Origin of the sequence: Kitasatospora sp. NPDC094019 (genome assembly GCF_044764505.1) — a bacterium.
GTDB lineage: Bacteria > Actinomycetota > Actinomycetes > Streptomycetales > Streptomycetaceae > Kitasatospora.
In genome coordinates, this window is record NZ_JBIWIF010000005.1 from 356,975 (window position 1) to 379,532 (window position 22,558).

22 protein-coding genes are annotated in these 22,558 nt (G+C 74.4%); 19 read left to right on the forward strand and 3 right to left on the reverse strand.

Annotation, left to right across the window (positions count from 1 at the left end):
• Window positions 1–184 precede the first annotated feature (184 nt).
• The 7 genes from ACIQ9P_RS13995 (at window position 185) to ACIQ9P_RS14025 (ending at window position 7,161) form a co-directional block, all read left to right on the forward strand.
• On the forward strand, window positions 185–1,363 hold the full coding sequence (locus tag ACIQ9P_RS13995; protein WP_402354667.1) for an LLM class flavin-dependent oxidoreductase: 1,179 nt from the start codon (window positions 185–187) through the stop codon (window positions 1,361–1,363).
• The gene (locus ACIQ9P_RS14000; protein WP_402354669.1) at window positions 1,360–1,872 is read left to right on the forward strand and encodes a GNAT family N-acetyltransferase; all 513 of its coding nucleotides are present in this window, start codon (window positions 1,360–1,362) and stop codon (window positions 1,870–1,872) included. Before ACIQ9P_RS13995 ends, ACIQ9P_RS14000 begins: the two co-directional genes overlap by 4 nt.
• 73 nt (window positions 1,873–1,945) lie before the next feature.
• Entirely contained in the window at window positions 1,946–2,899 is a 954-nt protein-coding gene (locus ACIQ9P_RS14005) for an ABC transporter substrate-binding protein (RefSeq protein ID WP_402354671.1), read from the forward strand.
• A 28-nt stretch (window positions 2,900–2,927) separates the two neighbouring features.
• Window positions 2,928–3,938 carry an amino acid ABC transporter permease gene (locus ACIQ9P_RS14010; protein ID WP_402354673.1) on the forward strand — a complete coding sequence of 337 codons (1,011 nt, stop codon included), beginning with the start codon at window positions 2,928–2,930 and terminating at the stop codon, window positions 3,936–3,938.
• Window positions 3,939–4,018: 80 nt separating this feature from the next.
• Window positions 4,019–4,771, forward strand: a complete 753-nt coding sequence (locus ACIQ9P_RS14015; RefSeq protein ID WP_402354967.1) for an amino acid ABC transporter ATP-binding protein — start codon at window positions 4,019–4,021, stop codon at window positions 4,769–4,771.
• A 42-nt stretch (window positions 4,772–4,813) separates the two neighbouring features.
• The gene (locus ACIQ9P_RS14020; RefSeq protein ID WP_402354675.1) at window positions 4,814–5,800 is read left to right on the forward strand and encodes an ABC transporter substrate-binding protein; all 987 of its coding nucleotides are present in this window, start codon (window positions 4,814–4,816) and stop codon (window positions 5,798–5,800) included.
• 146 nt (window positions 5,801–5,946) lie between these two features.
• Window positions 5,947–7,161, forward strand: a complete 1,215-nt coding sequence (locus tag ACIQ9P_RS14025) for a protein kinase (protein WP_402354677.1) — start codon at window positions 5,947–5,949, stop codon at window positions 7,159–7,161.
• On the opposite strand, the gene ACIQ9P_RS14030 is transcribed toward ACIQ9P_RS14025, so the two are convergent.
• Window positions 7,117–7,818: an MBL fold metallo-hydrolase gene (locus ACIQ9P_RS14030; protein ID WP_402354679.1), complete on the reverse strand. Its 702-nt coding sequence runs from the start codon at window positions 7,816–7,818 to the stop codon at window positions 7,117–7,119. The two genes, ACIQ9P_RS14025 and ACIQ9P_RS14030, sit on opposite strands and share 45 nt — an antisense overlap.
• Window positions 7,819–8,144: 326 nt before the next feature.
• On the opposite strand from ACIQ9P_RS14030, the gene ACIQ9P_RS14035 reads away from it, so the two are divergent.
• Entirely contained in the window at window positions 8,145–9,005 is an 861-nt protein-coding gene (locus ACIQ9P_RS14035) for a fumarylacetoacetate hydrolase family protein (protein ID WP_402354681.1), read from the forward strand.
• A 108-nt stretch (window positions 9,006–9,113) separates the two neighbouring features.
• On the opposite strand, the gene ACIQ9P_RS14040 is transcribed toward ACIQ9P_RS14035, so the two are convergent.
• The gene (locus tag ACIQ9P_RS14040; RefSeq protein WP_402354683.1) at window positions 9,114–9,863 is read right to left on the reverse strand and encodes a TetR/AcrR family transcriptional regulator; all 750 of its coding nucleotides are present in this window, start codon (window positions 9,861–9,863) and stop codon (window positions 9,114–9,116) included.
• A 217-nt stretch (window positions 9,864–10,080) separates the two neighbouring features.
• Here ACIQ9P_RS14040 and ACIQ9P_RS14045 point away from each other — a divergent pair, with 217 nt between their 5' ends.
• The 4 genes from ACIQ9P_RS14045 to ACIQ9P_RS14060 all read left to right on the forward strand — a co-directional run bounded on the left by ACIQ9P_RS14045 (window position 10,081) and on the right by ACIQ9P_RS14060 (window position 15,563).
• Complete coding sequence (locus ACIQ9P_RS14045) at window positions 10,081–10,770, forward strand: rhomboid-like protein (RefSeq protein ID WP_402354685.1); 690 nt, start codon at window positions 10,081–10,083, stop codon at window positions 10,768–10,770.
• An 84-nt stretch (window positions 10,771–10,854) separates the two neighbouring features.
• Window positions 10,855–12,579 carry a DUF885 domain-containing protein gene (locus tag ACIQ9P_RS14050; protein ID WP_402354687.1) on the forward strand — a complete coding sequence of 575 codons (1,725 nt, stop codon included), beginning with the start codon at window positions 10,855–10,857 and terminating at the stop codon, window positions 12,577–12,579.
• A gap of 229 nt (window positions 12,580–12,808) precedes the next feature.
• The gene (locus tag ACIQ9P_RS14055; protein WP_402354689.1) at window positions 12,809–14,377 is read left to right on the forward strand and encodes an MFS transporter; all 1,569 of its coding nucleotides are present in this window, start codon (window positions 12,809–12,811) and stop codon (window positions 14,375–14,377) included.
• Between the two features lie 172 nt (window positions 14,378–14,549).
• Window positions 14,550–15,563, forward strand: a complete 1,014-nt coding sequence (locus ACIQ9P_RS14060; RefSeq protein WP_402354691.1) for a trypsin-like serine peptidase — start codon at window positions 14,550–14,552, stop codon at window positions 15,561–15,563.
• Here the strand turns inward: ACIQ9P_RS14060 and ACIQ9P_RS14065 are convergent.
• Entirely contained in the window at window positions 15,533–16,234 is a 702-nt protein-coding gene (locus ACIQ9P_RS14065; RefSeq protein WP_402354693.1) for a helix-turn-helix domain-containing protein, read from the reverse strand. The genes ACIQ9P_RS14060 and ACIQ9P_RS14065 overlap by 31 nt on opposite strands.
• Before the next feature lie 442 nt (window positions 16,235–16,676).
• On the opposite strand from ACIQ9P_RS14065, the gene ACIQ9P_RS14070 reads away from it, so the two are divergent.
• From ACIQ9P_RS14070 to ACIQ9P_RS14100, 7 genes are read left to right on the forward strand one after another with little or no spacing between them, the layout of a single operon-like run.
• Window positions 16,677–16,946, forward strand: a complete 270-nt coding sequence (locus ACIQ9P_RS14070; protein ID WP_402354695.1) for a phosphopantetheine-binding protein — start codon at window positions 16,677–16,679, stop codon at window positions 16,944–16,946.
• Window positions 16,939–17,739, forward strand: a complete 801-nt coding sequence (locus tag ACIQ9P_RS14075; protein ID WP_402354697.1) for an SDR family NAD(P)-dependent oxidoreductase — start codon at window positions 16,939–16,941, stop codon at window positions 17,737–17,739. Before ACIQ9P_RS14070 ends, ACIQ9P_RS14075 begins: the two co-directional genes overlap by 8 nt.
• Window positions 17,736–18,269: a hypothetical protein gene (locus tag ACIQ9P_RS14080; protein WP_402354699.1), complete on the forward strand. Its 534-nt coding sequence runs from the start codon at window positions 17,736–17,738 to the stop codon at window positions 18,267–18,269. The genes ACIQ9P_RS14075 and ACIQ9P_RS14080 overlap by 4 nt, the downstream gene beginning before the upstream one ends.
• The gene (locus ACIQ9P_RS14085) at window positions 18,266–19,120 is read left to right on the forward strand and encodes an SDR family NAD(P)-dependent oxidoreductase (protein WP_402354701.1); all 855 of its coding nucleotides are present in this window, start codon (window positions 18,266–18,268) and stop codon (window positions 19,118–19,120) included. The genes ACIQ9P_RS14080 and ACIQ9P_RS14085 overlap by 4 nt, the downstream gene beginning before the upstream one ends.
• Before the next feature lie 40 nt (window positions 19,121–19,160).
• Window positions 19,161–20,444 carry a beta-ketoacyl synthase N-terminal-like domain-containing protein gene (locus tag ACIQ9P_RS14090; RefSeq protein WP_402354703.1) on the forward strand — a complete coding sequence of 428 codons (1,284 nt, stop codon included), beginning with the start codon at window positions 19,161–19,163 and terminating at the stop codon, window positions 20,442–20,444.
• Window positions 20,441–21,751: a beta-ketoacyl-[acyl-carrier-protein] synthase family protein gene (locus ACIQ9P_RS14095; RefSeq protein ID WP_402354705.1), complete on the forward strand. Its 1,311-nt coding sequence runs from the start codon at window positions 20,441–20,443 to the stop codon at window positions 21,749–21,751. The genes ACIQ9P_RS14090 and ACIQ9P_RS14095 overlap by 4 nt, the downstream gene beginning before the upstream one ends.
• Window positions 21,752–21,765: 14 nt before the next feature.
• Window positions 21,766–22,461: an alpha/beta hydrolase gene (locus ACIQ9P_RS14100; RefSeq protein ID WP_402354707.1), complete on the forward strand. Its 696-nt coding sequence runs from the start codon at window positions 21,766–21,768 to the stop codon at window positions 22,459–22,461.
• The last annotated feature ends 97 nt before the right edge of the window (window positions 22,462–22,558 follow it).

Here is a 22,558-nt window from a genome sequence, read left to right on the forward strand (position 1 = left end):
TCCTCCGCACCGGCCCGGGCCGTCACGTGCCCGCCGCCGCCCCGCTCCTGTTCCCGTTCCCGTTCCCGTACGGCCCTCCCGCCCCCGGCCGCCGGCCGGCGGTGCCCCCTGCCTTCCCCCGCTCCCGCGCCCACCGGCCGCCCGCCTCCGGCCGGACCGCGGACGACCGAAAGGTTCCGCCACCATGCCCGTCGAATTCCTCGGCATCGCCGCCACCGCCGACGGTACGGAGACCACCGCGAGCACCACGGCCGCGTTCGACCGCGACTACACCCTGAAGCTGGCCCGCGCCCACGAGGAGCACGGCTGGGACCGGGTGCTGTTCGCCTACGGCTCCGGCTCGCCCGATCCGGCGCCCGCCGCCGCGTTCATCGCCTCCCGCCTCGACCACCTGCAGATCCTGCTCGCCCACCGCCCGAACGTCTCGTACCCGACCTTCGCCGCCAAGACCTTCGCCACCCTGGACCGGATCAGCGACGGCCGGCTCACCGTGCACTTCATCACCGGCGGCAACGACCACGAGCAGCAGCGTGAGGGCGATTTCCTCACCAAGGACCAGCGGTACGACCGCACCCGGGAGTACATCCGGATCGTCAAGAAGGCGTGGACCAGCCGGGAGCCCTTCGACCACGAGGGCGAGCACTACCGCTTCCACGACTTCGTCTCCGACGTCCTCCCGGTGCAGGCGCCCCGGCCGGGCGTCTCCTTCGGCGGCTCCTCGGCGGCGGCCTACGCGGCCGGCGGTGCCGAGGCGGACATCTACTGCCTCTGGGGCGAGCCGCTGGCCCGCACCGCCGAGCAGATCGAGCGGGTCCGGGAGGCGGCCCGGGCGGCCGGACGGGCCGACGTGCCGCGGATCCAGGTGGCGTTCCGGCCGATCCTCGCGCCGACCGAGGAGCTGGCCTGGGAGAAGGCGCACCGGACGGTCGCCGCGATCAGGGCCCGGCGCGAGGGCGGCGACCTGATCCGCCGGGGCCGCCCGGCCGGCACCGCGCCCGAGAACGCGGGCTCGCAGCGCCTGCTGGAGATCGCCGAGGCGGGCGAGCGCTACGACCGGGCGCTGTGGACGCCGACCGCCGCCGCCACCGGCGGGGCGGGCAACTCCAACGCCCTGGTCGGCACCCCGGAGACGGTCGCCCAGGCGCTGCTGGACTACTACGACCTGGGCGTGGACATCCTGTCCGCCCGCGGCTACCACCTGGTGGACGACGCGATCGACTTCGGCCGGTACGTCATCCCGATCGTCCGCGAGGAGGTCGCCAAGCGCGACGCGGCCAGGGCGGCCGCCGAGGCGGCGGCGGAGGCCGAGCGGAGCGGGCGGGCCGAGCACGACCGGCACCAGCTGATCGCGGTCCAGGCGTGAACGGCGCACCGGCGCTCGACGTCGAGGTCCGCCGGGTCGGCATCGACGACCCGCTCGCCGAGCCGCTGGTGCGCGAGCTCACCGAGGAGTACGTGCGCCGCTACGGCCCCGAGGCGCACGAGGAGATGACCCGCTACCCGGCGGACAGCTGGACCGCGCCGCACGGCCTGCTGCTGCTCCTGCTGGAGGGCGGCGAACCGGTGGCCGGCGGCGCGTACAAGCGGTACGACGAGCGGACGGCCGAGGTGAAGCGGATGTGGACGTCCTCGGCGCACCGCCGCCGGGGGCTGGCCACCCGGGTGCTGGCCGAGCTGGAGCGGGCCGCCGCCGGGGCCGGCTACCGGCGGATCTTCCTCACCACCGGCCCGCGCCAGCCCGAGGCCAGGGCGCTGTACCTGGCCGCCGGCTACACCCCGCTGTTCGACCCCGCCGATCCGCCGGTCCTGCCCGCCGACGGGGCGGAGGAACCCCGGCCCGGTCCGCTGCCGTTCGAGAAGCACCTCCACTGAGCCCGACCACCGCCCGGGCCCACGCGCCCGCCGCCGTCCCGCACCGCCCCCGTACCTCCCGAAAGGCACCTCCGTGAGAACCACCACCGCCCGCCACCGGCTGCTCGCCGCCACCGCCCTGCTGCCGGTCCTGGCCCTGGCGGCGTGCAGCTCGGACCCGAGCACCGGCACCGGGGCGGGCGGCTCCGGCCGGCCGGCCGTCTCCGCCGCCGCCGAGGACCTCGTCTCCGGCCTCAAGAAGTCGGACAGCGCCGCCGCGCTGCTGCCCGCCGACGTCCGCGACGCCGGGACGGTGAAGTTCGGCTCCTCGATCGGCGCCCCGCCCTCGGCCTTCTACGCCGACCAGGCCACCAAGAAGGCCGCCGGGGTGGACATCGACTTCGGCGACGCGGTCGGCCGGCTGCTCGGTCTCACCGTGCGGCGCGAGGAGGCGGCGTTCGAGACCATCCTGCCCGCGCTCGACAGCGGCAAGTACGACGTCGGCACCGGCAACTTCGGGGTGACCGCGGCCCGGCTGAAGACCATCGACTTCGTCACCTACATCGACGACGGTCAGGGCTTCGCGGTCAAGAAGGACAACACCAGCGTCCAGCCGGTCACCGACCTGGTCCAGCTGTGCGGGCTGACCATCGGCACCGGCGCCGGGACCACCTTCGAGACCACCCTCAACGCCAGGAAGAACGTCTGCGCCGACGCCGGCAAGCAGCCCTACGAGGTCAAGGCGTTCAGCGACAACGGCGCCACACTGACCAGCCTCCAGCAGGGCCGGGTGGACGTCGTGATGTCCACCATCAACGGCCTGCGCTACCAGGCCGCCCAGGAGGCGTCCGGCACCAGGTTCCTGGGCGAGTTCCACCGGCTCGACGTCGGCTTCGCGTTCAAGAAGGGCTCGGCGCTGACCCCGGCCTTCCGGGCGGCCGTCAACGAGCTGATCAAGGACGGCACCTACGAGCGGATCCTCAAGAAGTGGGGGGTGACGGACTCGGCCGTCCAGGAGTCCCTGATCAGCCCGCCCGAGCACCAGTGATCCCCTGTCCCCCCGGGAGGAGCCCCCCATGACCACCGCCACCGCACCCCTCGCGAAACCCGGCGACGGGCCCGCCGCGCCCGCCGGGCCCGTCGCCGCCCCGCTCGACCTCGGCGAGCTGGACGGCCTGCGCACCGTCCGCGCCCGGTACCCCTGGCGGTGGGCGGCCGGCCTCGCCGCCCTCGTCGTGCTGGGCCAGTTCGCCCACGGCCTGGCCACCAACCCCGGCTGGGACTGGGCCACCTTCCGGGTGTACTTCTCCGCCGACACCATCCTGCGCGCGGTCGGCCGCACGGTCGAACTCACCGCCTACGGCACCGTGCTGGGCTTCGTGCTGGGTGCCGTCGTGGCCGCGATGCGGCTCTCCCGCAGCGCGGTCCTGCGGTCCGTCGCCTGGGCCTACGTCTGGGTGTTCCGCTCGGTCCCGCTGATCGTCCAGCTGGTCTTCTGGTTCAACCTCTCCTACCTCTACAAGCGCTTCGGCCTCGGTATCCCGTTCGGGCCGACCTTCGCCGACGTCGAGACGATCGGCGTGCTGGGCGCACTGGGCGCGGCCGTGCTCGGCCTCGGGCTGCACCAGGCGGCGTTCGCCGCCGAGATCATCCGCGGCGGCGTCATCGCCGTCGACCCCGGTCAGCGCGAGGCGGCCGCGGCGCTCGGTGTGCCGCGTTGGCGCCAGGCGTGGCGGATCGTCCTGCCGCAGGCGATGCGCGGCATCCTGCCGGCCGCCGCCAACGAGGTGGTCTCGCTGTTCAAGGGCACCTCGGTGGTCTACGTGATGGCCATCGGCGAACTCTTCTACCAGGTGCAGGTGGTGTACGGCCGGACCGGCCGGGTGGTGCCGCTGCTGATGGTCGCCACCGTCTGGTACGTGCTGCTGACCACCGTGCTGTCGATCGGCCAGTACTACGTCGAGCGGTACTTCGCCCGCGGGGCCGACCGCACCCCGCCGCCCACCCCGCTCCAGCGGGCCCGCACCCTCGTCCGGGGCCTGCGCGCCCGCACCGCCACCGCCGTCGCCCTCGGAGGCCGCTCATGACCACCGTCGTCAAGGAATCCCGCGTCGAGGAACCCCGGGGCGAGGACGCCCCCGCCGGGGAGCCGACCGCCGCACCGCCGATGGTGCAGGTGCGCGGCCTGTGGAAGAGCTTCGGCCCGAACGCGGTGCTGCGCGGTGTCGACCTCGACGTCCCGGCCGGCTCGGTGACCGTGGTGCTCGGACCCTCCGGTTCCGGCAAGTCGACCCTGCTGCGCTCGATCAACCACCTGGAGAAGGTCGACCGCGGCTTCGTCGCGATCGACGGCGAGCTGATCGGCTACCGCCGGGCCGGGGACCGGCTGCACGAACTCAAGGAGCGCGAGGTCCTGCGGCAGCGGACCCACATCGGCTTCGTCTTCCAGAACTTCAACCTGTTCCCGCACCTCACCGTGCTGGAGAACATCGTCGAGGCGCCGGTCAGCGCCCTGCGCCGGCCCAGGGCCGAGGCCCGGGCCCGGGCACTGGAGCTGCTGGAGCGGGTCGGCCTGGCCGAGAAGGCGGACGCCTACCCCCGGCAGCTCTCCGGCGGCCAGCAGCAGCGGGTGGCGATCGCCCGGGCGCTGGCGCTGGACCCCAAGGTGCTGCTGTTCGACGAGCCGACCTCGGCCCTCGACCCCGAACTGGTCGGCGAGGTGCTCGACGTCGTCAAGGACCTCGCCCGGGCCGGCACCACGATGGTCGTGGTCACCCACGAGATCGGCTTCGCCCGCGAGGTCGCCGACACCGTGGTCTTCATGGACGACGGGGCCGTGGTCGAGCAGGGCCCACCGGCCGACGTCCTCGACGCGCCCCGGCACGAGCGGACCAGGGCCTTCCTGGCCAAGGTCCTCTGAACCATCCGTCACGCCCCTCTTTCACCCCGCAGGAGTTCCGCCATGTCCCTACCCCGTCGCGCCCTCGTGACCGCCGCCGCGCTCGCCGCCGCCCTCACCCTGGCCGCCTGCGGCAGCTCCTCGGACGCGGCGGCGGACCTCGCTCCCGCCAAGGGCGGCACCGCCCCGAACGGCACCGCGGTGAACCTCGGCCCGCAGCAGAACCGGGTGACCACGCCCAAGGTGGACGCCCTCGCCGCCCTGGTGCCGGAGGAGATCAGGAGACGCGGGACGCTGACCGTGGTCGACTCGCTCGGCACCACGCCGCCGCTGGACTTCTACGCCAGCGACGACCGGACGGTGATCGGCGTCGAGCCGGACATCGCCTCGCTGATCGGCAATGTGCTCGGCCTCAAGGTCGAGTTCAACCCGGTCTCCTGGGAGAACATCTTCGTCGGCCTGGACAGCGGCAAGTACGACGTGGGCATCTCCAACATCACCGTCACCGAGGCCAGGAAGGAGAAGTACGACTTCGCCACCTACCGGCAGGACATCCTCGGCTTCGAGGCGAAGAAGGGCAGCGGCTGGAAGGTCACCGGGCCCGAGGACATCGCCGGGCGGACCGTCGCCGTCGCCTCCGGCACCAACCAGGAGAAGCTGCTGGTCGCCTGGAACGAGGAGAACACCAGGAACGGCCTGAAGGCGGCCGACATCAAGTACTTCCAGAACTCCTCGGACTACTACCTGGCACTCTCCTCCGGCCGGATCGACGCCTACGTCGGCCCCAACCCGGTGGCCGCCTTCCACGCCGTGCAGACCGGCGAGACCGAGGTGATCGGCACCTACTCGGGCGGCGGCGCCGAGGTGCTGGGCAAGATCGGGGCCACCACGAAGAAGGACAGCGGCCTGGTCAATGCCTTGCACGGGGCGATCGACGAGGTGATCGGGAACGGCAGCTACGCCCAGGTGCTGAAGCGCTGGGGCCTGGACGCGGAGGCGGTGCCCGCCTCCGAGATCAACCCGGTCGGCCTGCCCAAGCCCAAGCCGTAGGGGCCGCCGCCCACGACGGGCCCGGGGCCGCGCCGGGCCCGGACCGGGGGCGGCCCCGGGGTCGTTCACCCGGCCGCCGCTCCCCGCCGCTATCGTGACCCGGTCAGGATGAACGGTGTTCGATTCCGGCGGACTTGGGGGCGCGCATGCAGGCGGGCGATGTCGTGGGCGGCCGGTACCGGCTGGACCGGGAACTCGGCCGGGGCGGGTTCGGTGTGGTCTGGGCCGCCCACGACGAGACCATCGGTCGGGCGGTGGCGCTCAAGGTGCTCTCCGACGAGAAGGCGGGCGACGAGGAGGCGGTCGGCCGGTTCATCCGCGAGGCCAGGACGGTCGGCCTGCTCTCCAATCCGCACATCGTCACCCTGTACGACTACGGGCGGGTGCAGGACGGCGCCCGGTCGACCCACTACCTGGTGATGGAGCTGGTCCGGGGCCGCTCGCTGGCCCAGGTGATGCGCGACGGCCTGCCGGAGCCGGCGGTCTCGCTGCGCTGGGTGCGGCAGATCTGCAAGGCGCTGGACGCCGCCCACCGCAACGGCGTGGTGCACCGGGACATCAAGCCCGAGAACATCATGATCACCGACGGCGGTGAGGCCAAGGTGCTGGACTTCGGCATCGCCCGGCTGCTCTCCCAGCCGGCCGCCGGCGGCCTCACCTCCACCGACGTGGTCATCGGCACCCCGGTCTACCTGGCGCCGGAGTGCTGGGCGGGCCTGCCGATCGACGGCCGGGCCGACCTCTACGCGCTCGGCGTGGTGCTCTACCAGCTGTGCACCGGCCGCCGCCCGTTCAACGCCGACCAGGCCGTCACCATGATGTACGCGCACCTCAACGAGCAGCCGCTGCCCCCGGACACCGCCGATCCGGCCCTGGACCGGCTGATCCTCCAGCTGCTGGCCAAGAACGCGGCGGACCGGCCCGCCGACGCCGCCGAGGTCCGCGCCCGGCTGCGCGACCTCAGGGCGCTGCGGGACCGCAAGGGCGGCACCGACCCGGAGGCACTGCGGCAGAAGGCCGACGACGCCTGGCGGCGCGGCGCGGCCGGCTCGCCCGAGCGGGCCGCCGAGCAACTGCTCGCGCTTATCCCGCAGTTCGCCCGGGCCTTCGGGGCGGCCGATCCCCGGACCCTGCGCACCTGCCACGACCTGGCGCTCTGGCTGGCCCGCTCGGGCCGGCCGGGGGCGGCCGTCGCCCTGCTGCGCGAACTGCTGTCCGCGCTGGACGGCCACCCGCGGGCCCGGGCCGATGTCGGGCGCGACCTGGAGCGGTGGGAGCGCGAGAGCGCCGGCGCCGCGCCCGACCCGGCGCCCGCGCTAGTGCTGGCCCAGCTGCTCGACGGCACGGCGCAGGGCGGCTGAGCCGCCCTCGGCGATCGGCACGCCGTGCCCGAACAGCACGGTGTCGGCCTCCAGCTCCGACAGCCGGCGGAAGGACTCCACGGCCAGCGCCGGATCGGCGTTGAAGACGCCGGGCATGGTCCGGTGCTCGACGTTGGCCGCGAGGTCGCCGGTGAACAGCACGCCCCGCTCCGGCAGGTGCAGCGCGATCGAGCCGTCCGTGTGCCCGGGCACGTGCACCACCACCGCGCCGCCGCCGAAGCCGAGCACCTCGCCGTCCGCCACCTCGCGGTCGACGGCGCACGGCGGGGCGGGCGGCAGCGACGGCAGGCTGTCCCAGATCTCCTGCTCGAAGGGGCTCAGCACCATCGGCCGGGGCTGCCGCTCGCCGCGGAGCACCGGTGCCTCCAGCCGGTGGGCGACCACCTCGGCGCCCAGCCGCCGGGAGAGTTCGGCGGCCGATCCGGCGTGGTCCTCGTGGTGGTGGGTGAGCACGATGGCGCGCAGTGCGGCCGGGTCGGCGCCGTCGGCGCGGATCGCCGCCTCGATCGTGTCGGCCTGTCCGGCGGTGCCGGTGTCGATCAGGGTGAGTGAGCCGTCCTCGTCGCGCCAGAGGAAGACGGTGCCGAAGTCGAGGTTGACGACGGTCAGTTCGGGTCGGATCCGGGTGATCTCCATGGGGTCGATCCTGCCCCGCGGCGCAGTCGTTCGACCGGGTGTTCGCCCCGGGCGTGACGGCCCGGTGGGGCGCTTCGTCGGGGCGCTTCGCCGGGACGGCCGGCGGGCCAGGCGGGCTGTCAACCGTACGGGCACCCAGGTCGGCCGGTGCCGGGCTCGGGCGGTTGGGAGGATTTCGCCGATCGGGACGGTCTGGTCCGGGGCGCCGCGCCGTTGATATACCTCGCTGCACAGGCGTCGGGCGCGGTCCGTGCCGCCTCCGGGCGGTCCGGGCCGGACGTCCGGCGAGCTGCGACGAACTCGACGAACTAGGAGGTGGGGATCGGATGAAGCTCCTCCGTGTCGGCCCGCCGGGCGCCGAACGCCCGGTCGTGCTGGACCAGGACGGCACCGCGTACGACCTCTCCGGGGTGACCGCGGACATCGACGGCGACTTCCTCGCCGGTCTGACCGGCGGCGGCGCGGCCGCGCTGGCCGGGCAGCTGGCGGCCGGCCGGCTGCCGGTGGCCGGGATCGGCGGGCAGCGGGTCGGCCCGCCGGTGCCGCGCCCCGGCAAGGTGGTCGGCATCGGCCTCAACTACCGGGACCACGCGGCCGAGGCGGGCGCGGCGATCCCGGACGAACCGGTGATCTTCCTCAAGCCCGGCTCGACCGTGGTCGGCCCGTACGACGAGGTGCTGGTGCCGCGCGGCGGCGAGAAGACCGACTACGAGGCCGAGCTGGCCGTGGTGATCGGCCGGACCGCCCGCTACCTGCCGGACCACGCGGCGGCGGCCGGGGTGATCGCCGGCTACACCATCGCCAACGACGTCACCGAGCGGGCGTTCCAGTTCGAGCGCGGCGGTCAGTGGGACAAGGGCAAGTCGGCGGAGACCTTCACCCCGCTCGGGCCGTGGCTGGTCACCGCCGACGAGGTGGCCGATCCGCAGCGGCTGCCGCTGCGGCTGTGGGTCAACGGGGAGCTGCGCCAGGACGGCTCCACCGAGCGGATGGTCTTCCCGGTGCTGGAGCTGGTCCGCTACGCGAGCCAGTTCATGGTGCTGGAGCCGGGCGACGTGATCGTCACCGGCACTCCGGCCGGGGTCACCCTGGGCCGCCCGGGCACGCCCTACCTGGCGCCCGGCGACATCGTGGAGATCGAGATCGACGGGCTCGGCCGGCAGCGGCAGGTCCTCGGCAAGGCGTAGCCGTCCGCCGTCCCGACCCTTGGCACGGGGGTCGGGCCGGACCCCGGGCCGCGCGCCCCGCCCGGTCTCCCCCGGCCGCGCGTGTGCCACACCCCGCCCGCCGCTCCGTTACTCGGCCGGGCCGCCCAGTGCCGCCCGCAGCCGGGCCGTCCGCGGCGAGTCCGCGCCCTCCAGGGCCAGCAGTCCGGACAGCACCTCGGCGGTCTGCGGGTCGTGCAGCGAGGTCGCCGCCGCCATCGCCACGAACTGGTCCACCAGCCACTCCCGCAGCTCGTCCACCGGGACCTCCCGGCCCTCGTCGAGCCAGCTCAGCGAGGCCCCCTCGACCACCGCGATCCACGAGCGCACCAGCAGGGTCAGTCTCGGCCCGGCCTGCCGCACCCCGAGGTGGCGCAGGGTGCGCTTGAGCGCCGCCCGCCGGACGTCGTCGACGATCGCCGAGGTGCGGGCCGTCTCCACCACCGAGCCGCCGCGCAGCAGCGCCGAGTAGCCGGTGCCGTGCCCGGCGACGAAGGCGAAGTAGCGCTCCAGGACGGCGGACAGCTGCTGGGTCGGGGTCCCGGCGAGCGGCACCACGAAGCGGTGGGTGAGCTCCTCGGCCGCGCTGCGCAGCGCGGCCTCGTACAGCTGCTGTTTGCCGCCCGCGAAGTAGCGGTACACCAGCGGCCGGGAGGCGCCGGCGGCCTGCGCCACGTCGTCCAGCCCGACCTCCTCGGGCGCCCGGTGGGCGAACAGCTCCAGGGCGACCGCGATCAGCTGCTCGCGCCGCTGCTGCACCGGCAGCCGCCGGTACCCGGCGCGCCGGGGTTTGGGAGCCGGTTCGGGGGCCGGCGGTACGGGCGCTGAGCTGGCTTCCATGCCGGTCAGCGTAACGGCCCCGGGCCGGATCGGAGCCGGGTCTGCACCGATCTTCCGAACGGGCGTTTGCGCCTGTCCGGGCGGTCGGCCCCGCCCCGGGACGGCCCGTCCGGAGGCCGGTGCCGGGGTGGCCCGGAAGGCGGGCCCGGGAGGCGCTCCACCGGCCCCCGGCCGAGGATGGGACACAGCACGCCACCCTGTCGAGGAGGCCCGCCGGATGGCGCACACGCTGGAACGGCCGCCCCGCGCGCGCCGTCCGCGCGGGGCGCTCCTGGCCTGGGTGCGCTCGGCGCCGGGGACGTACCTGTGGTTGCTCGTCCTCGGGCTCACCAGTCTGGTGGTGGCCCGGATGGACCAGCACACCCTGGACTGGTTCCTGGCCGCCCGCTCGACCAACCTGGACCAGCTGCGCTCGCGTCCGGTGCACGCCCTGGTGGCCAGCGCGCTGTGGACGGAGACGTCCAGCTGGCCGCTGTACGCCGTGCTGTTCACGGTGTTCCACGCCAACGCCGAACGCTGGCTGGGCACCCTGCGCTGGTTCGTGGTGGCCGCGACCGCGCACGTGCTGGCGACCCTGGTCAGCGAGGGCGTGGTGGCCTGGGGGATCGTCCGCGGGACCCTGCAGCGGAGCATGGCCGAGACGGTGGACGTCGGGGTCTCGTACGCGCTGGCGGGGGTGGTCGCGGTGCTCACCTACCGGTTCGCGGGCGGCTGGCGGTGGCTCTACGGCGCCGGGGTCGTCGTCTTCTACCTGGTGCCGCTGGTGGTCTCGCACACCTTCACGGACCTCGGGCACTTCAGCGCCGTACTGATCGGCCTCTGCTTCTTCCGCTTCGCGCACGGACGGTCCCGGTGGGATCCGGGCCGCGCGCTGCGTCGGTGGTGGCGGCGTCGCTCGGGGGGCTGAGCCCGCGCGGGCGGAGGGGAATTGGCCGGTCCATGCCACCAGGTAGGGGCTTGCAATCGGCGCGTGCCACGAAATGATGTCCGGATGGTTGAACTGATCAGCTCCGACGGCACCACCCCCCGCCGTGTCGCCGACGCCTATGTGCGGGACCTTGCCGAGCTCGACCCGCTGACCGCGGTGTACCTGGGCCTGAACCCGGAGGACGACCGCCTCCCCGACCTCTCCCCGGCCGGGGCCGAGGCGATCGCGGACCTCGGGCGCTCCACCCTGGCCCGGCTCGACGAGGCCGAGGCGGTGCTCGACCAGGCCGGTGCGGCCGGTGCCGCCCGGGACGAGGCCGAACGGCGCTGCGCGCGCCTGCTGCGCGAGCGGCTCGTCGCCGAGCTCGCCGTCCACGACGCGGGCGAGCGGTTCCGGGCCGTCCACAACCTGGGCTCGCCGCTGCACAATCTCCGTGACGTCTTCACCCTCATGCCCACCGACACCGAGGCGCAGTGGGGGATCCTCGGCCGCCGCCTCGCCCGGGTGCCGGAGGCGCTCGCCGGGTACCGCGCGACCCTCGCCGAGGGCATCGCCCGCGGCCTGCTCTCCGGCCCCCGCCAGGTGACCACGGTGATCGGCCAGCTCGGCGAGTGGCTGGCCGGGGACACCCCGGCCGGCTGGTTCGGCGACCTGGTCCAGGGCGCCCCCGAGCCGTTGCAGGCGGAGCTGTCCGCCCGCGCGACGGCCGCCACCGAGGCCCTGGTGGCCCTGCGCGACTGGCTCGGCGAGGTCTACGGCCCGGCCGCCGCCGACGCCCCGGACACCGTCGGCCGCGAGCGCTACGGCCGCTGGGTGCGCTACTGGACCGGCGCCGACCTCGACCTCGACGAGGCGTACACCTGGGCCTGGCAGGAGTTCCACGACCTGCTGGCCCAGATGCGCACCGAGGCCGAGAAGGTGCGGCCGGGCGCCGGGCCGATGGAGGCCATGAAGTGGCTGGAGACCGACGGCCCGGCACGGTTCGGGGCCGAGGCCGCCCGTGAGTTCCTCCAGGGGCTGATGGACGGCGCGATCGCCGACCTCCAGGGCATCCACTTCGACCTGGCCGAGCCGATCACCCGGGTCGAGTCCCGTCTCGCCCCGGCCGGCAGCGCCGCCGCGCCGTACTACACCGCCCCCTCGCTGGACTTCAGCCGCCCCGGCCGGACCTGGCTGCCCACCCTCGGCCGCGAGCGCTTCCCGGAGTGGGACCTCGTCTCGACCTGGTACCACGAGGGCGTTCCCGGCCACCACCTGCAGCTCGCGCAGTGGAACTACGTCGCGGACCGGCTCTCCACCTACCAGGTCAGCCTGGGCGGGGTGAGTGCCAACCTGGAGGGCTGGGCGCTGTACGCCGAGCGCCTGATGGACGAGCTCGGTTACCTCACCGACCCGGGCCACCGGCTCGGCTACCTCAACGCGCAGATGATGCGGGCGCTGCGGGTGATCGTCGACATCGGCATGCACGCCGGCCTGGACTTCCCGGCCGACTCGCCGTACCGCCCGGGGGAGCGGGTCGAGCCGGACGCCGCCCGTGAGTTCTTCGGCCGCTACTGCGGGCTGTCCGCCGACTTCCTGGACAGCGAGCTGGTCCGTTATCTGGGCCTGCCCGGCCAGGCGATCGGCTACAAGCTGGGCGAGCGGGCCTGGCTGCGCGGGCGGGCGGCCGCCAGGGCGGCGCACGAGGCGCGCGGCGAGGTGTTCGACCTCAAGGCGTGGCACATGGCGGCGCTGTCGCAGGGCTCGCTGGGCCTGGACGACCTGGTCGCGGAGCTGTCCGCGCTCTGAGTCCCGCCACCTGGCCCCTTGCCGACGGCGCTCCCGCCGACGGCACCCGAACGCGGCGCGAGGTCCCGGGCACGGTCCCGGGACCTCGGGCCGCAGGCCGGGGCGGCCTGGTTCTTTTGTCCCATTTCCACCGATTTGGTGAGCTTTTTCCTTGCCATTCGCCGTGAGGCGCGTTTGGCTGGAAGGCGACTGCGTGTCCTCTCCGCACCTCTCCGGAAAGGCTCCCCCAGTGTCCTCCCAAGCCCAAGCTGCCACCGGTCGAGGAACGGCGGACTCCCGCCGCTGGTGGGCCCTGGCCGTCATCGCCATCGCCCAGCTGATGATCGTCCTCGACATCACCATCGTGAACATCGCCCTCCCGTCGGCCCAGAAGGATCTCGGGATCTCGGACGCCGACCGGCAGTGGGTGATCACCGCCTACACGCTGGCCTTCGGCGGACTCCTGCTCCTCGGCGGCCGGCTCGGCGACCTCTTCGGCCGCAAGCGCGTCTTCACCATCGGCCTGCTCGGCTTCGCCCTCGCCTCGGCGATCGGCGGTGCCGCCGGCGGCCCCACCATGCTCTTCGCCGCCCGCGCCCTCCAGGGCGCCTTCGGCGCGCTGCTCGCCCCGTCCGCGCTGGGACTGCTCTCCACGACCTTCACCGATCCCAAGGAACGGAGCACCGCCTTCGGGATCTTCGGCGCGATCGCCGGTGGCGGCGCCGCGATCGGCCTGCTCCTCGGCGGTCTGCTCACCGAGTACCTGAACTGGCGCTGGTGCCTGTTCGTGAACACCCCGATCGCGATCGCCACCGCCTTCGCGGCGTTCACCGTGCTGAACCGCGACCACATCGGCAAGGACACCAGGACCAAGCTCGACCTGCCGGGCGCGGTACTCGGCTGCGGCGGCCTGCTCGCCATCGTCTACGGGACGTCCGAGGCCGTCACCCGCGGCTGGGTCGACTGGCTGGTGCTCGGCTCGCTGGGTCTCGGCGTGCTGCTGCTGGTGGTGTTCGTCCTGGTCGAGAAGCGCACCCCGCACGCGCTGCTGCCGCTGCACATCGTGGCCGAACGCAACCGGGGCGGCGCCGCCCTCTCGGTCGGCCTGGCCATGATCGGCATGTTCGGCCTGTTCCTGTTCCTGACCTACTACCTCCAGGTCATCAAACACTTCTCGCCGGTGATGTCGGGCGTCTCCTTCCTGCCCATGACCGCGGCCATCGTCATCAGTTCCACCGGCTTCGCGGCCCGGCTGATGACCAGGGTGCCGTCCCGCAACCTGATCGGGCCCGGGCTGCTGCTCGCCGCCGCCGGCATGGCCTGGCTGACCCAGATGAAGGTGGACAGCCCCTGGGCCGGCATGGTGCTGCCCGCCGAACTGCTGCTCGGCTTCGGCATGGGCCTGATCTTCATGCCGTCGATGAGTCTGGCCACCCTCGGCGTCAGGCCCAACGAGGCCGGCGCCGCCTCGGCCACCATCAACTCGGCCCAGCAGGTCGGCGGTTCCTTCGGCACCGCGCTGCTCAACACCATCGCGGCCAGCGCCACCGCGAGCTGGATCGCCGCCCGGGTCACCACCGCCGGGGACCCGGCGGTGCAGGCCCAGGGCGCGGTGCACGGCTACGTGATCGCCACCTGGGTCGCCATGGGCATCCTGCTGCTGGCCGCGCTGATCGCCTTCGTGATGATCGACCACCGGCCCGCGCCCGGCGAGGCCACCGGGGCGACCGCCGAGGCGCCGGCCACCGCCGCCGGGGCCCCGGCGAGCGCGGGGGCCCCGGCCCAGACCCCGGCCCACCAACGGCAACGGGCCACCTGACCCGATCCCGTCGACCCCGATTCCGTCGCCCCCGTCCGCGGACCTCCCGAACGGGGGCGACCGGCTGAATTCTCATGCCGTTCCCAGCGACGCATCACGACCCTCCCAGCTCGGGACGGGATAGTCGGGACCGACCGCGTACCGCCGCCGACCAGGGCAGGAGCCGACCGACATGGGCCAGCACCGCCGCCGTACCCCCCGCCGCCGCCGTTTGCTGGCGCCGACCCTGGTCACCACGGCCCTCTCCGTCCTCACCGTGGCGGCGGTGGTGGTGGGCACCCACAGCCTGACCCCGCGGGCCACCGCCGTCGCCTCCCCGGCCACCTCGGCCGCCGTCGCGCCGGCGGCGCCGGGCACCCCCACCGTCCCCGCCGCCGTCCCGGTCGCCGGCACCGAGCCGTCGGCGGCCCCGGAGCCCCCGGCCCCGCCGGTACCCGCGGAGCCGTCGGAGCCGTCGGGGCCGGAGCCGGCCACCGGGTCGGCCGCCCCCACGCCCACGCCCACGACGGCGGCCCCCACCCCCGCCGACGGGCCGCTCGGCACCACCGCCACCGCCGCGGTCACCCCCGAGGCGGCCACCGTCGGCGCCCTGTTCACCGGCGCCGTCCGCGCGGGCGACCACTTCTGCACCGCCAGCGTCCTGCACAGCACCACCGGGAACCTGCTGCTCACCGCCGCCCACTGCCTCGACGACCCGGGCGGCGTCACCTTCGCCCCGGGCTACCGCGACGGCCGGGCCCCGTACGGCACCTGGCGGGTCACCGCCGTGCACACCACCACCGGCTGGTCCCACGGCGGGGACCAGGACGAGGACTTCGCCATCCTGGAGACCGCCCCCGACGACCGCGGCCGCCGGGTCGAGGACGTGGTCGGCGGCAACACGCTCGGCACCGACGAGCCCTTCGGCACCGCCGTCCGGCTCTACGGCTACCCCGCGGGCGGTGAACAGCCCCTGCTGTGCACTAACACCACCGGCCGCCAGAGCGCCTACCAGCGGGTGGTCGACTGCCCCGGCTACCCCGGCGGCACCAGCGGCGGGCCCTGGATCTCCACCGCCACCGGCCATGTGGTCGGTGCCATCGGCGGCTACCAGCAGGGCGGTGACACCGACGACACCTCCTACAGCGCCTTGTTCGACCACACGATCGCGGGGCTCTACGCCGAGACGGTCGCCGCCGTCTCCTGACCGCCGAAGCGGGTCAGGTGCCGTTGCAGGGAGCGCACCCGGGGGACGGCGGCCGGCACCGCGGCCGGCCCGCAACTGCCGACCGCCCGGAACCAGGCCGCGCGCCAGGCGGCGATCCGGTCCCCCGGGATGCCGCAGCAGCGGACGTAGGTGACCAGCAGCGGTTCCGACGGCATCCGCAGCCCGGACAGCACGTCCGCCAGGGTGCTGCGCGGCAGCGCCCCGAAGCCACCGGTCCGGGCCCGCTCCTGGAGTTCGCGCAGCGAGGGCTGCCCCGCCGCCAGCCGCAGCCGGTGCATCGCCTCCAGCAGATGGGCCGGCTCGTAGACCAGTTCGAGTCTTCGGGCCCGCCCGCCCGCCGGCGCCGCGCCCGGCCGCCGTTCGGCGCGGGCCGCCGCCGTGCCGGTGCCGGTGGCGGCCCGTTCCCAGCGCTGCCGTGCCTCGCGGACCGAGGCCCCGCAGGCCGCCGCGTACGCCTCGACCACCCCCAGCCGGGGCAGGGCGGAGCCGCTGTCGGCCCGTGACAGCGTGGCCGGCGAGCACCCCGAGCGGGCGATCCGGTCGGCCATCTGCCGGTAGGTGAGGCCCGACTCCGCGCGCAGGGCGCGCAGCCACTGGGCCAGTTCGTAGTGCGGTGCCGCCGGGGGCACCGCCTTCTTGCGTCGCGCCATTGCCGCCCTCCCCACGGCGTGCCGCCCGGTCGGCCGTCGTTCCCGGTAATGGCCGGAACCTGGTCCGACCGGTTCGGCCAGCCGACTGCGATGCGATGTCGTGAATCGCCTCGAATGACGTTCCGGGTGGTACACGTAAGGGTGCGACCACGGTAGTCATCCGGTTCTCCCAAGGTCAATCCCCTTTGCTTCTTCTTTGCATCGTCCGATGGTGTAGAAGTTGCCACCACAGGGGCTTGTCAGGGGCGGTTGATTCAATTCGTCCGGAATGCGGTGGGACGGATTCCGCCGCCCTGGCCTGGACGAAGGGCGGTCCGGACGACCGCCCTCCGAGGCGGTTGTCCGGCGTCGGAGGGATGAGTGGCCCTTGCGGTGGGCTTTACCGGTCTGTTGGCATTGGCAGCGTCCGCAGCGGTATTTCGGAACTCTCGGAGGAGACATTATGTCACTCGCGGAAAACGCCGATTTCAACGTCCTGGTCGAGCTGCTCAAGGACGTCAAATCCGGACTGGAAGGACAGTCGATCACCCCGGCCGACTCGGTGGTCGAGGACCTCGGGCTGGATTCCCTGGACCTTCTCCAGCTGGCCCGGAAAATCAACCGCCGGCTCGGCGTCGACTTCGACCTGGACCACTGGAACGAGACCGCGGCCGAGCACCGCCGCACGGTCGGCTCGATCCTGGCCGCGGTCGCGGCGGCCCAGCGTGTCTGAGCGGACCGGGACCGCGCCCGGCAGCGGCCGGATCGCCCTGGTGACCGGCGGCTCGCGCGGGATCGGCGCGGCCGTCGCGCACCGCCTGGCCGCCGACGGGCTGACCGTGCACCTGGTCTACCGCGAGGCCGAGGAGGCCGCCCGGTCCGTCGTCGCCGCCGTCACGGCGGCCGGCGGCCGGGCGGTCGCCCACCGCGCCGACGTCGCGGACGAGAAGCAGGTCGTCGACCTGGTCGAGCGGATCGCCGACCGGGAGGGCGCGCTGCACGTCCTGGTCAACAACGCGGCCGTGATCGACGACCGGCTGGTCGCCGCCACCCCGACCGCGCACTGGGAGCGGGTGCTCCGGATCAACCTGACCGGCCCCTTCCTGGCCTGCCGCGAGGTCCTCCCGCTGATGCTCGACCAGGGCTGGGGCCGGATCGTCAACATCTCGTCCAACTCGGTGCGGATCCCCGGCCCCGGCCAGAGCGCCTACGCCGCCGCCAAGGGCGGGCTGGAGGCGCTCACCCGGACGCTGGCGGTCGAGGTCGGCCGCAAGGGCATCCGGATCAACACCGTGGCCCCCGGCAAGGTGCGCACCGGGATGACCGACGCCGTCGCCGAGCGGCTCGGCTCGGACGGCGCCGGCACCCGCTGGGGCCTGCCCGAGGACATCTCCGGCCTGGTCGCCTTCCTGGCCGGCGAGGAGGCCGACTACATCCAGGGCCAGACCTTCACGGTGGACGGCGGCCGGCTGGTGATGCGGGCCGCCGCCGGGTCCCGGCCGCGCCGGGCGGGGGTGCCGGCGTGAAGTACTGGGAGGACCTGGTGGGCGCGCCCGACCACCGGTTCGGTCCGCTGGTCTTCGGCGGCGACCTGCTCGACCGCCTGCTCGACCTGATGGGCGAGAAGCACCCCGTCCACGACGACGACGCCTTCGCCCGGGCCCTCGACCGCACCCGGCGGATCGTGCCCGGCGGCTTCATCCACTCGATCACCTCCGGCTGGGTGGTCCGGCACGGCTCGCCGGCCGCCGTCGTCGGCCTGCGGACCCTGGCCTGGGACTTCGTCCGCCCGCTCTACCCCGACACCCCGTTCTGGTTCACCACCCGCACCGGCCGGTCCGTCGAGATCGACGACCGGCTCGGGCTGGTCGAGTCCACCCGGCGGGTGCACGACGACAACGACCGCACCTACGCGATCGGCCGGATGAGCGTGGTGGTGCTGCGCCGTGCCGCGGCCGTCGCGCCCGCCGCGGACCCGGCCGCCCCGGGACCCGTCACCGAACCGGCGCGGGCGGCCACCGCCCCCGCCGGGACCAGCGAGAGGACCGAACGATGACCGACGACTCCGCGAACAACCCGCCGGCCGCCCCGCTGCCCGGTCCGCTGGCACCCCGGCCGCTGGAGGGCCGGGTGGCCCTGGTCACCGGCGGCTCGCGCGGCATCGGCGCCGGCATCAGCCGCAAGCTCGCCGCCTGGGGCGCCACCGTGGCGATCAACTACGTCGACCGCGGAGGGCCCGCGAAGGAGCTCGCCGCCGAACTCACCGACTCCGGCGCCAGCGTGACGCTGCACCGGGCCGACCTGTCCGAGCCGACGGCCGCCGAGGAACTGCTCGCCGAGGTCGGCGAGGCCCACGGGGGGGACCTGCACATCCTGGTCCAGAACGCGGCGGCCACCAAGTTCTCCCTGCTGGAGAACGCCACCCTCAGCCAGTGGCAGTTCGTCCAGGACACCAACGCCCGGGCCACCTGGCTGCTGGCCAAGCACGGGGTGCCGCTGATGAAGGGCCGCCCCGGCGCCCGGTTCATCACCATCACCAACTCGACCACCACCCGGATCGTGCCGCGGGCCGGTCTGCTCGGCGCCGCCAAGGCCGCCCTGGAGAACCTCACCCAGTTCCTCTCCTACGAGCTGGCCCCGCACGGCATCGTCGCCAACTGCGTCCGCCCGGGCCTGGTGCAGACCGGCGTCTTCAGCGTCCGGCCCGACTTCAACCACGGGGTGCGGCACGAGCAGTCGGTCTCCCCGTGGCCGGACGGACACATGACCACCCCCGAGAACAGTGCCGACGTGGTCGCCATGCTCTGCCTGGACGAGGCCGCCTGGATCGCCGGGCAGACCATCACGGTCGACGGCGGCTACGCGCTCTGGGGCAACCTCAACAGCCCGCTCCGGGTCGGCGAGTGACGCGGGGAAGGCGAGTGACGCGGGGAAGGGGAACCGCGCCATGTCCGACGTGATCGTGACCGGCACCGGGGTGATCTCCCCGGCCGGCCTCGGCACCGAAGCGCTCTGGTCCGCGATGGCCGCCGGCCGCTCGCTCTTCGGCCCGGCCGGGCCGCTGCCCTGGCCGGTGGCCGCGGTCGACCGCGGCGCCGTGGAGTGGCCGTCCGGCAAGCCCTGGGTGGACAACCGCAAGTACGCCAACCTGGCCGCCCACTGGGCCGTCGGAGCGGCCCGGCTCGCCCTGCGGCAGGCCGGCCGCGACCCGGACGCCCCCGACCGGCCGGGCCGGGGGGACCCGGAACGCGGCGGCACCGTGATGGCCGTCGGCAGCACCGGCGACGAACTGGGCGACGTGATGCCCAGGCTCGCCGGGATGGCCCTGGACGACCCGCGCCCGCTCGCCACCCTGCTCTACGAGGAGGTGCCGGACTACTCCTACATCCGCGGCATCCCCTCCCAGCTCGGCCAGTTCGTCTGCATGGCGACGGGCTTCCGGGGCTCCAACGTCGCCGCCTACGGCGAGGTGGCGGCCGGCGGCCTGGGCGCGCTGGCGCTCGCGCTGCGGCTGCTGGAGAGCGGCGAACTCGACCGGGTACTGGTGGTCGGGGTGGCCCCGCCGTCCTCGGTCACCGCGCTCCACTCCTTCGACCGGGACGAGCCGCTCGGCACCGAGGCCGCCCCGGGCCGCGGTCCGTTCGACGCGGAACGGGCCGGACCGCTGCTCGGTCAGGGCGCCGCCGCCGTCCTGCTGGAGCGGGCCGCCCCGGCGGACGCCCCGGCGCCCCGGGCGCTGGCCCGGTTGCTCGCCTGCGAGACGGTGGTCGCCGCCGACCGGGCGAGCGCGACCGGGCTGGCGGTACGGGCGGCGCTCCGCCGGGCCGGCGAGCGGCCGGACCTCTGGTGGGCGCACGGCTCGGGCTCGCCGGCCGCCGACCGGGAGGAGGTCTCGGCCGTCCTGCCCCGGATCGGCGCCGTGCCGGTGACCAGCAGCAAGGGCACCCTGGGCCTCGCCCTGGAGTGCTCGGCCCTGATCGACACCGCCCTCGCGGTCGAGTCGCTGCGCCGCGGCCAGCTGCCACCGGTGGGCCTGCTGCGCAGGCCCGACCCGCGGCTGGGCGGACCGGACACCGTGACCGGGCGGGCCCGTCCGGTTCCGGGGCTCGGCACCGCCCTGATCACCGGGATCGACCACGGCCGGAGCAGCGCCTCGGCCGGCGCACTGGTGCTCGGCGGCGTCACCGGGGACCCGGGCGACCAGCAGGCACAGCGGGAGGAGGAGCGGTGACGGACGAGGACATCGTGATCACCGGGATGGGGGTGGTCACCCCGATCGGCGGGACCGTGGAGGACTTCTGGGAGGCCAATCTGGCCGGCCGGTCGGGCGTGGTCGCCGAGGACCGGATGGACCTCGGCGGACTGCCCTGCGGCTGGGCGGCCGGCCTGATCCCCGAGGACGTCAGGAAGGAGGTGTCCGAACGCTGGGGCGCCCCGGACCGCACCTGGGGCGACACCCTGCTGCACTGCGTCGTGGACCAGGCGCTCACCGACGCGGGCATCACCGCCCCGCTCGGCGGCGACGCCGCCGGACTGGTCTGGTCCCGGGTCTGGCCGGGGCCGAGCGGCTCCTTCCCGCAGGACTACGCGGTCCACTTCCGGGAGCTCGGCCACCGGTACCGGCGGATCGGGAACGACCCGGCCGCCGTGCTGGAGAGCCTGCGGAGCCGCCGGCTGTCGGCGGAGGCGTCGGACCACTCGGCCTTCCCGGTCGAACTGGCCGGACGCCTGGGCGTGCCGCTGATCGCCTCCCGGGTGGAGGCCACCTGCTCCGGCGGCCTGCGCTCGATCGCCGAGGCGGTCCGGCTGCTGCGCCTCGGCCGGGTGGAGGTCGCGGTGGTCGCGGTCTCGGTCTCCCGCAACACCCAGTACGTGCTCTCCCAGTACGGGCAGCTGATGGCGCTGTCCCGCTGGAAGGGCGATCCGGCCCTCTCGTCGATGCCGTTCGACCGGCGCCGCTCCGGGATGGTGATCAACGAATCGGCCGGGGCGCTGGTCCTGGAGACCGCGGGCCACGCCGCCCGGCGCGGCTCGGCCGGGGCGCACGCGGTGGTCGGCGGCTGGGGCCTGGCGGTGGACACCACCCACATCACCGCGCCGCAGGTCGGCATGGTCGAGCGGGTGATGCGCACCGCGATCGCGGGCTCCGGGCTGACGCCGGACGACATCGACACCGTCAACGCGCACGGCACGTCCACCAAGCTCAACGACATCACCGAGGCCCGGGCGCTGCACCGGGTGTTCGGCGAGCGCACGGCGGAGCTCGACGTCTGCGCGGTGAAGTCGCTCACCGGGCACGGTTCGGCCGCGTCCGGGGTGGTGGAGACGGTGGCGGCGGCGCTCACCCTCGGGCGGGGCGTCGTCCCGCCGGTGGTCACCTGCACCGAACCGGACCCGGCCTGCGCGGTGAAGACCTCGCTGACGCCGGTGGAACGCCCGGTGGCCACGGTGCTGAAGAACTCCTTCGGCTTCGGCGGGCAGTACGCGTCCATGGTGTTCAAGCGCCCGGCGCAGCCCCGTCGGGCCCCGGTCCGGTGAGCGGCGGGAACGCGGTGGGCACCGCGCGGCTGCCGGTCGACGTGATCGAACCGGTCGGCCGGCACCGGGCCACCGTCCTCTGGCTGCACGGCCTCGGCCAGGGGCCGGAGAGCCTGGCGGAGGTGGCCGACCGGCTGGAACTGGACCGGGCGGGCATCCGCGGGGTCTTCCCGCAGGCACCGCTGCGGCCGATCGGCCGGGTCTCCGGCGACCCGGTGCGGGCCTGGTTCGAACAGGACGTGTTCGCCCTGGAGAACCCCGGCCCGGCGTCGCTGCCCGGTGTGCTCGCGGTCGAACGGCGGCTGCGGGCCGTGCTCGACGATGAGACCGCGAGGGTGGGGGCCGGGCGGACGGTCGTCGCCGGGTTCTCGCAGGGGGCGCTGATGGCGCTGGTGCTGGCCCTGCGCTACCCGCAGCGGCTGGCCGGGCTGGCGCTGTACGCGCCGTTCCTCCCGGACGAGGCCGTCCCGCTGCTGGCCTCCCGCCGGTCGGCGGTCGCGGTGGACCTGCCGGTCTGGATCGGCCACGGCGCCTTCGACTGGATCATCCCGGAGCAGAGCGGCGCGAAGGTGCGGGACGTCCTGGCGGACTGGGGCCACCCGGTGGGCTGGCAGCGCTACCGTGCCGGACACGAGCCCTTCGGGGGAGTGAAGCGCGCACTGCCGGTCTTCCTCGACCGGGTCCTCGGCCCCGGGCCCGACGGAGGCTGACCGTCGGGTTCGGACGGGGCCGGGCTTCGGGACCTCTCCCGAAGCCCGGCCCCGTCCGTTGCGCGCGAAGTCGGCCCGGCCGACTTCCGGTGCGAGC

Bases quoted from the DNA above. Each gene is read 5' to 3' on its own strand.
- ACIQ9P_RS14070 (WP_402354695.1), top strand. From the start codon at position 16,677: ATGTCACTCGCGGAAAACGCCGATTTCAACGTCCTGGTCGAGCTGCTC.
- ACIQ9P_RS14085 (WP_402354701.1), top strand. From the start codon at position 18,266: ATGACCGACGACTCCGCGAACAACCCGCCGGCCGCCCCGCTGCCCGGT.
- ACIQ9P_RS14010 (WP_402354673.1), top strand. From the start codon at position 2,928: ATGACCACCGCCACCGCACCCCTCGCGAAACCCGGCGACGGGCCCGCC.
- ACIQ9P_RS14060 (WP_402354691.1), top strand. From the start codon at position 14,550: ATGGGCCAGCACCGCCGCCGTACCCCCCGCCGCCGCCGTTTGCTGGCG.
- ACIQ9P_RS14040 (WP_402354683.1), bottom strand. From the start codon at position 9,863: ATGGAAGCCAGCTCAGCGCCCGTACCGCCGGCCCCCGAACCGGCTCCC.
- ACIQ9P_RS14030 (WP_402354679.1), bottom strand. From the start codon at position 7,818: ATGGAGATCACCCGGATCCGACCCGAACTGACCGTCGTCAACCTCGAC.
- ACIQ9P_RS14050 (WP_402354687.1), top strand. From the start codon at position 10,855: ATGGTTGAACTGATCAGCTCCGACGGCACCACCCCCCGCCGTGTCGCC.
- ACIQ9P_RS14015 (WP_402354967.1), top strand. From the start codon at position 4,019: ATGGTGCAGGTGCGCGGCCTGTGGAAGAGCTTCGGCCCGAACGCGGTG.
- ACIQ9P_RS13995 (WP_402354667.1), top strand. From the start codon at position 185: ATGCCCGTCGAATTCCTCGGCATCGCCGCCACCGCCGACGGTACGGAG.
- ACIQ9P_RS14090 (WP_402354703.1), top strand. From the start codon at position 19,161: ATGTCCGACGTGATCGTGACCGGCACCGGGGTGATCTCCCCGGCCGGC.
- ACIQ9P_RS14045 (WP_402354685.1), top strand. From the start codon at position 10,081: ATGGCGCACACGCTGGAACGGCCGCCCCGCGCGCGCCGTCCGCGCGGG.
- ACIQ9P_RS14065 (WP_402354693.1), bottom strand. From the start codon at position 16,234: ATGGCGCGACGCAAGAAGGCGGTGCCCCCGGCGGCACCGCACTACGAA.
- ACIQ9P_RS14035 (WP_402354681.1), top strand. From the start codon at position 8,145: ATGAAGCTCCTCCGTGTCGGCCCGCCGGGCGCCGAACGCCCGGTCGTG.
- ACIQ9P_RS14025 (WP_402354677.1), top strand. From the start codon at position 5,947: ATGCAGGCGGGCGATGTCGTGGGCGGCCGGTACCGGCTGGACCGGGAA.
- ACIQ9P_RS14020 (WP_402354675.1), top strand. From the start codon at position 4,814: ATGTCCCTACCCCGTCGCGCCCTCGTGACCGCCGCCGCGCTCGCCGCC.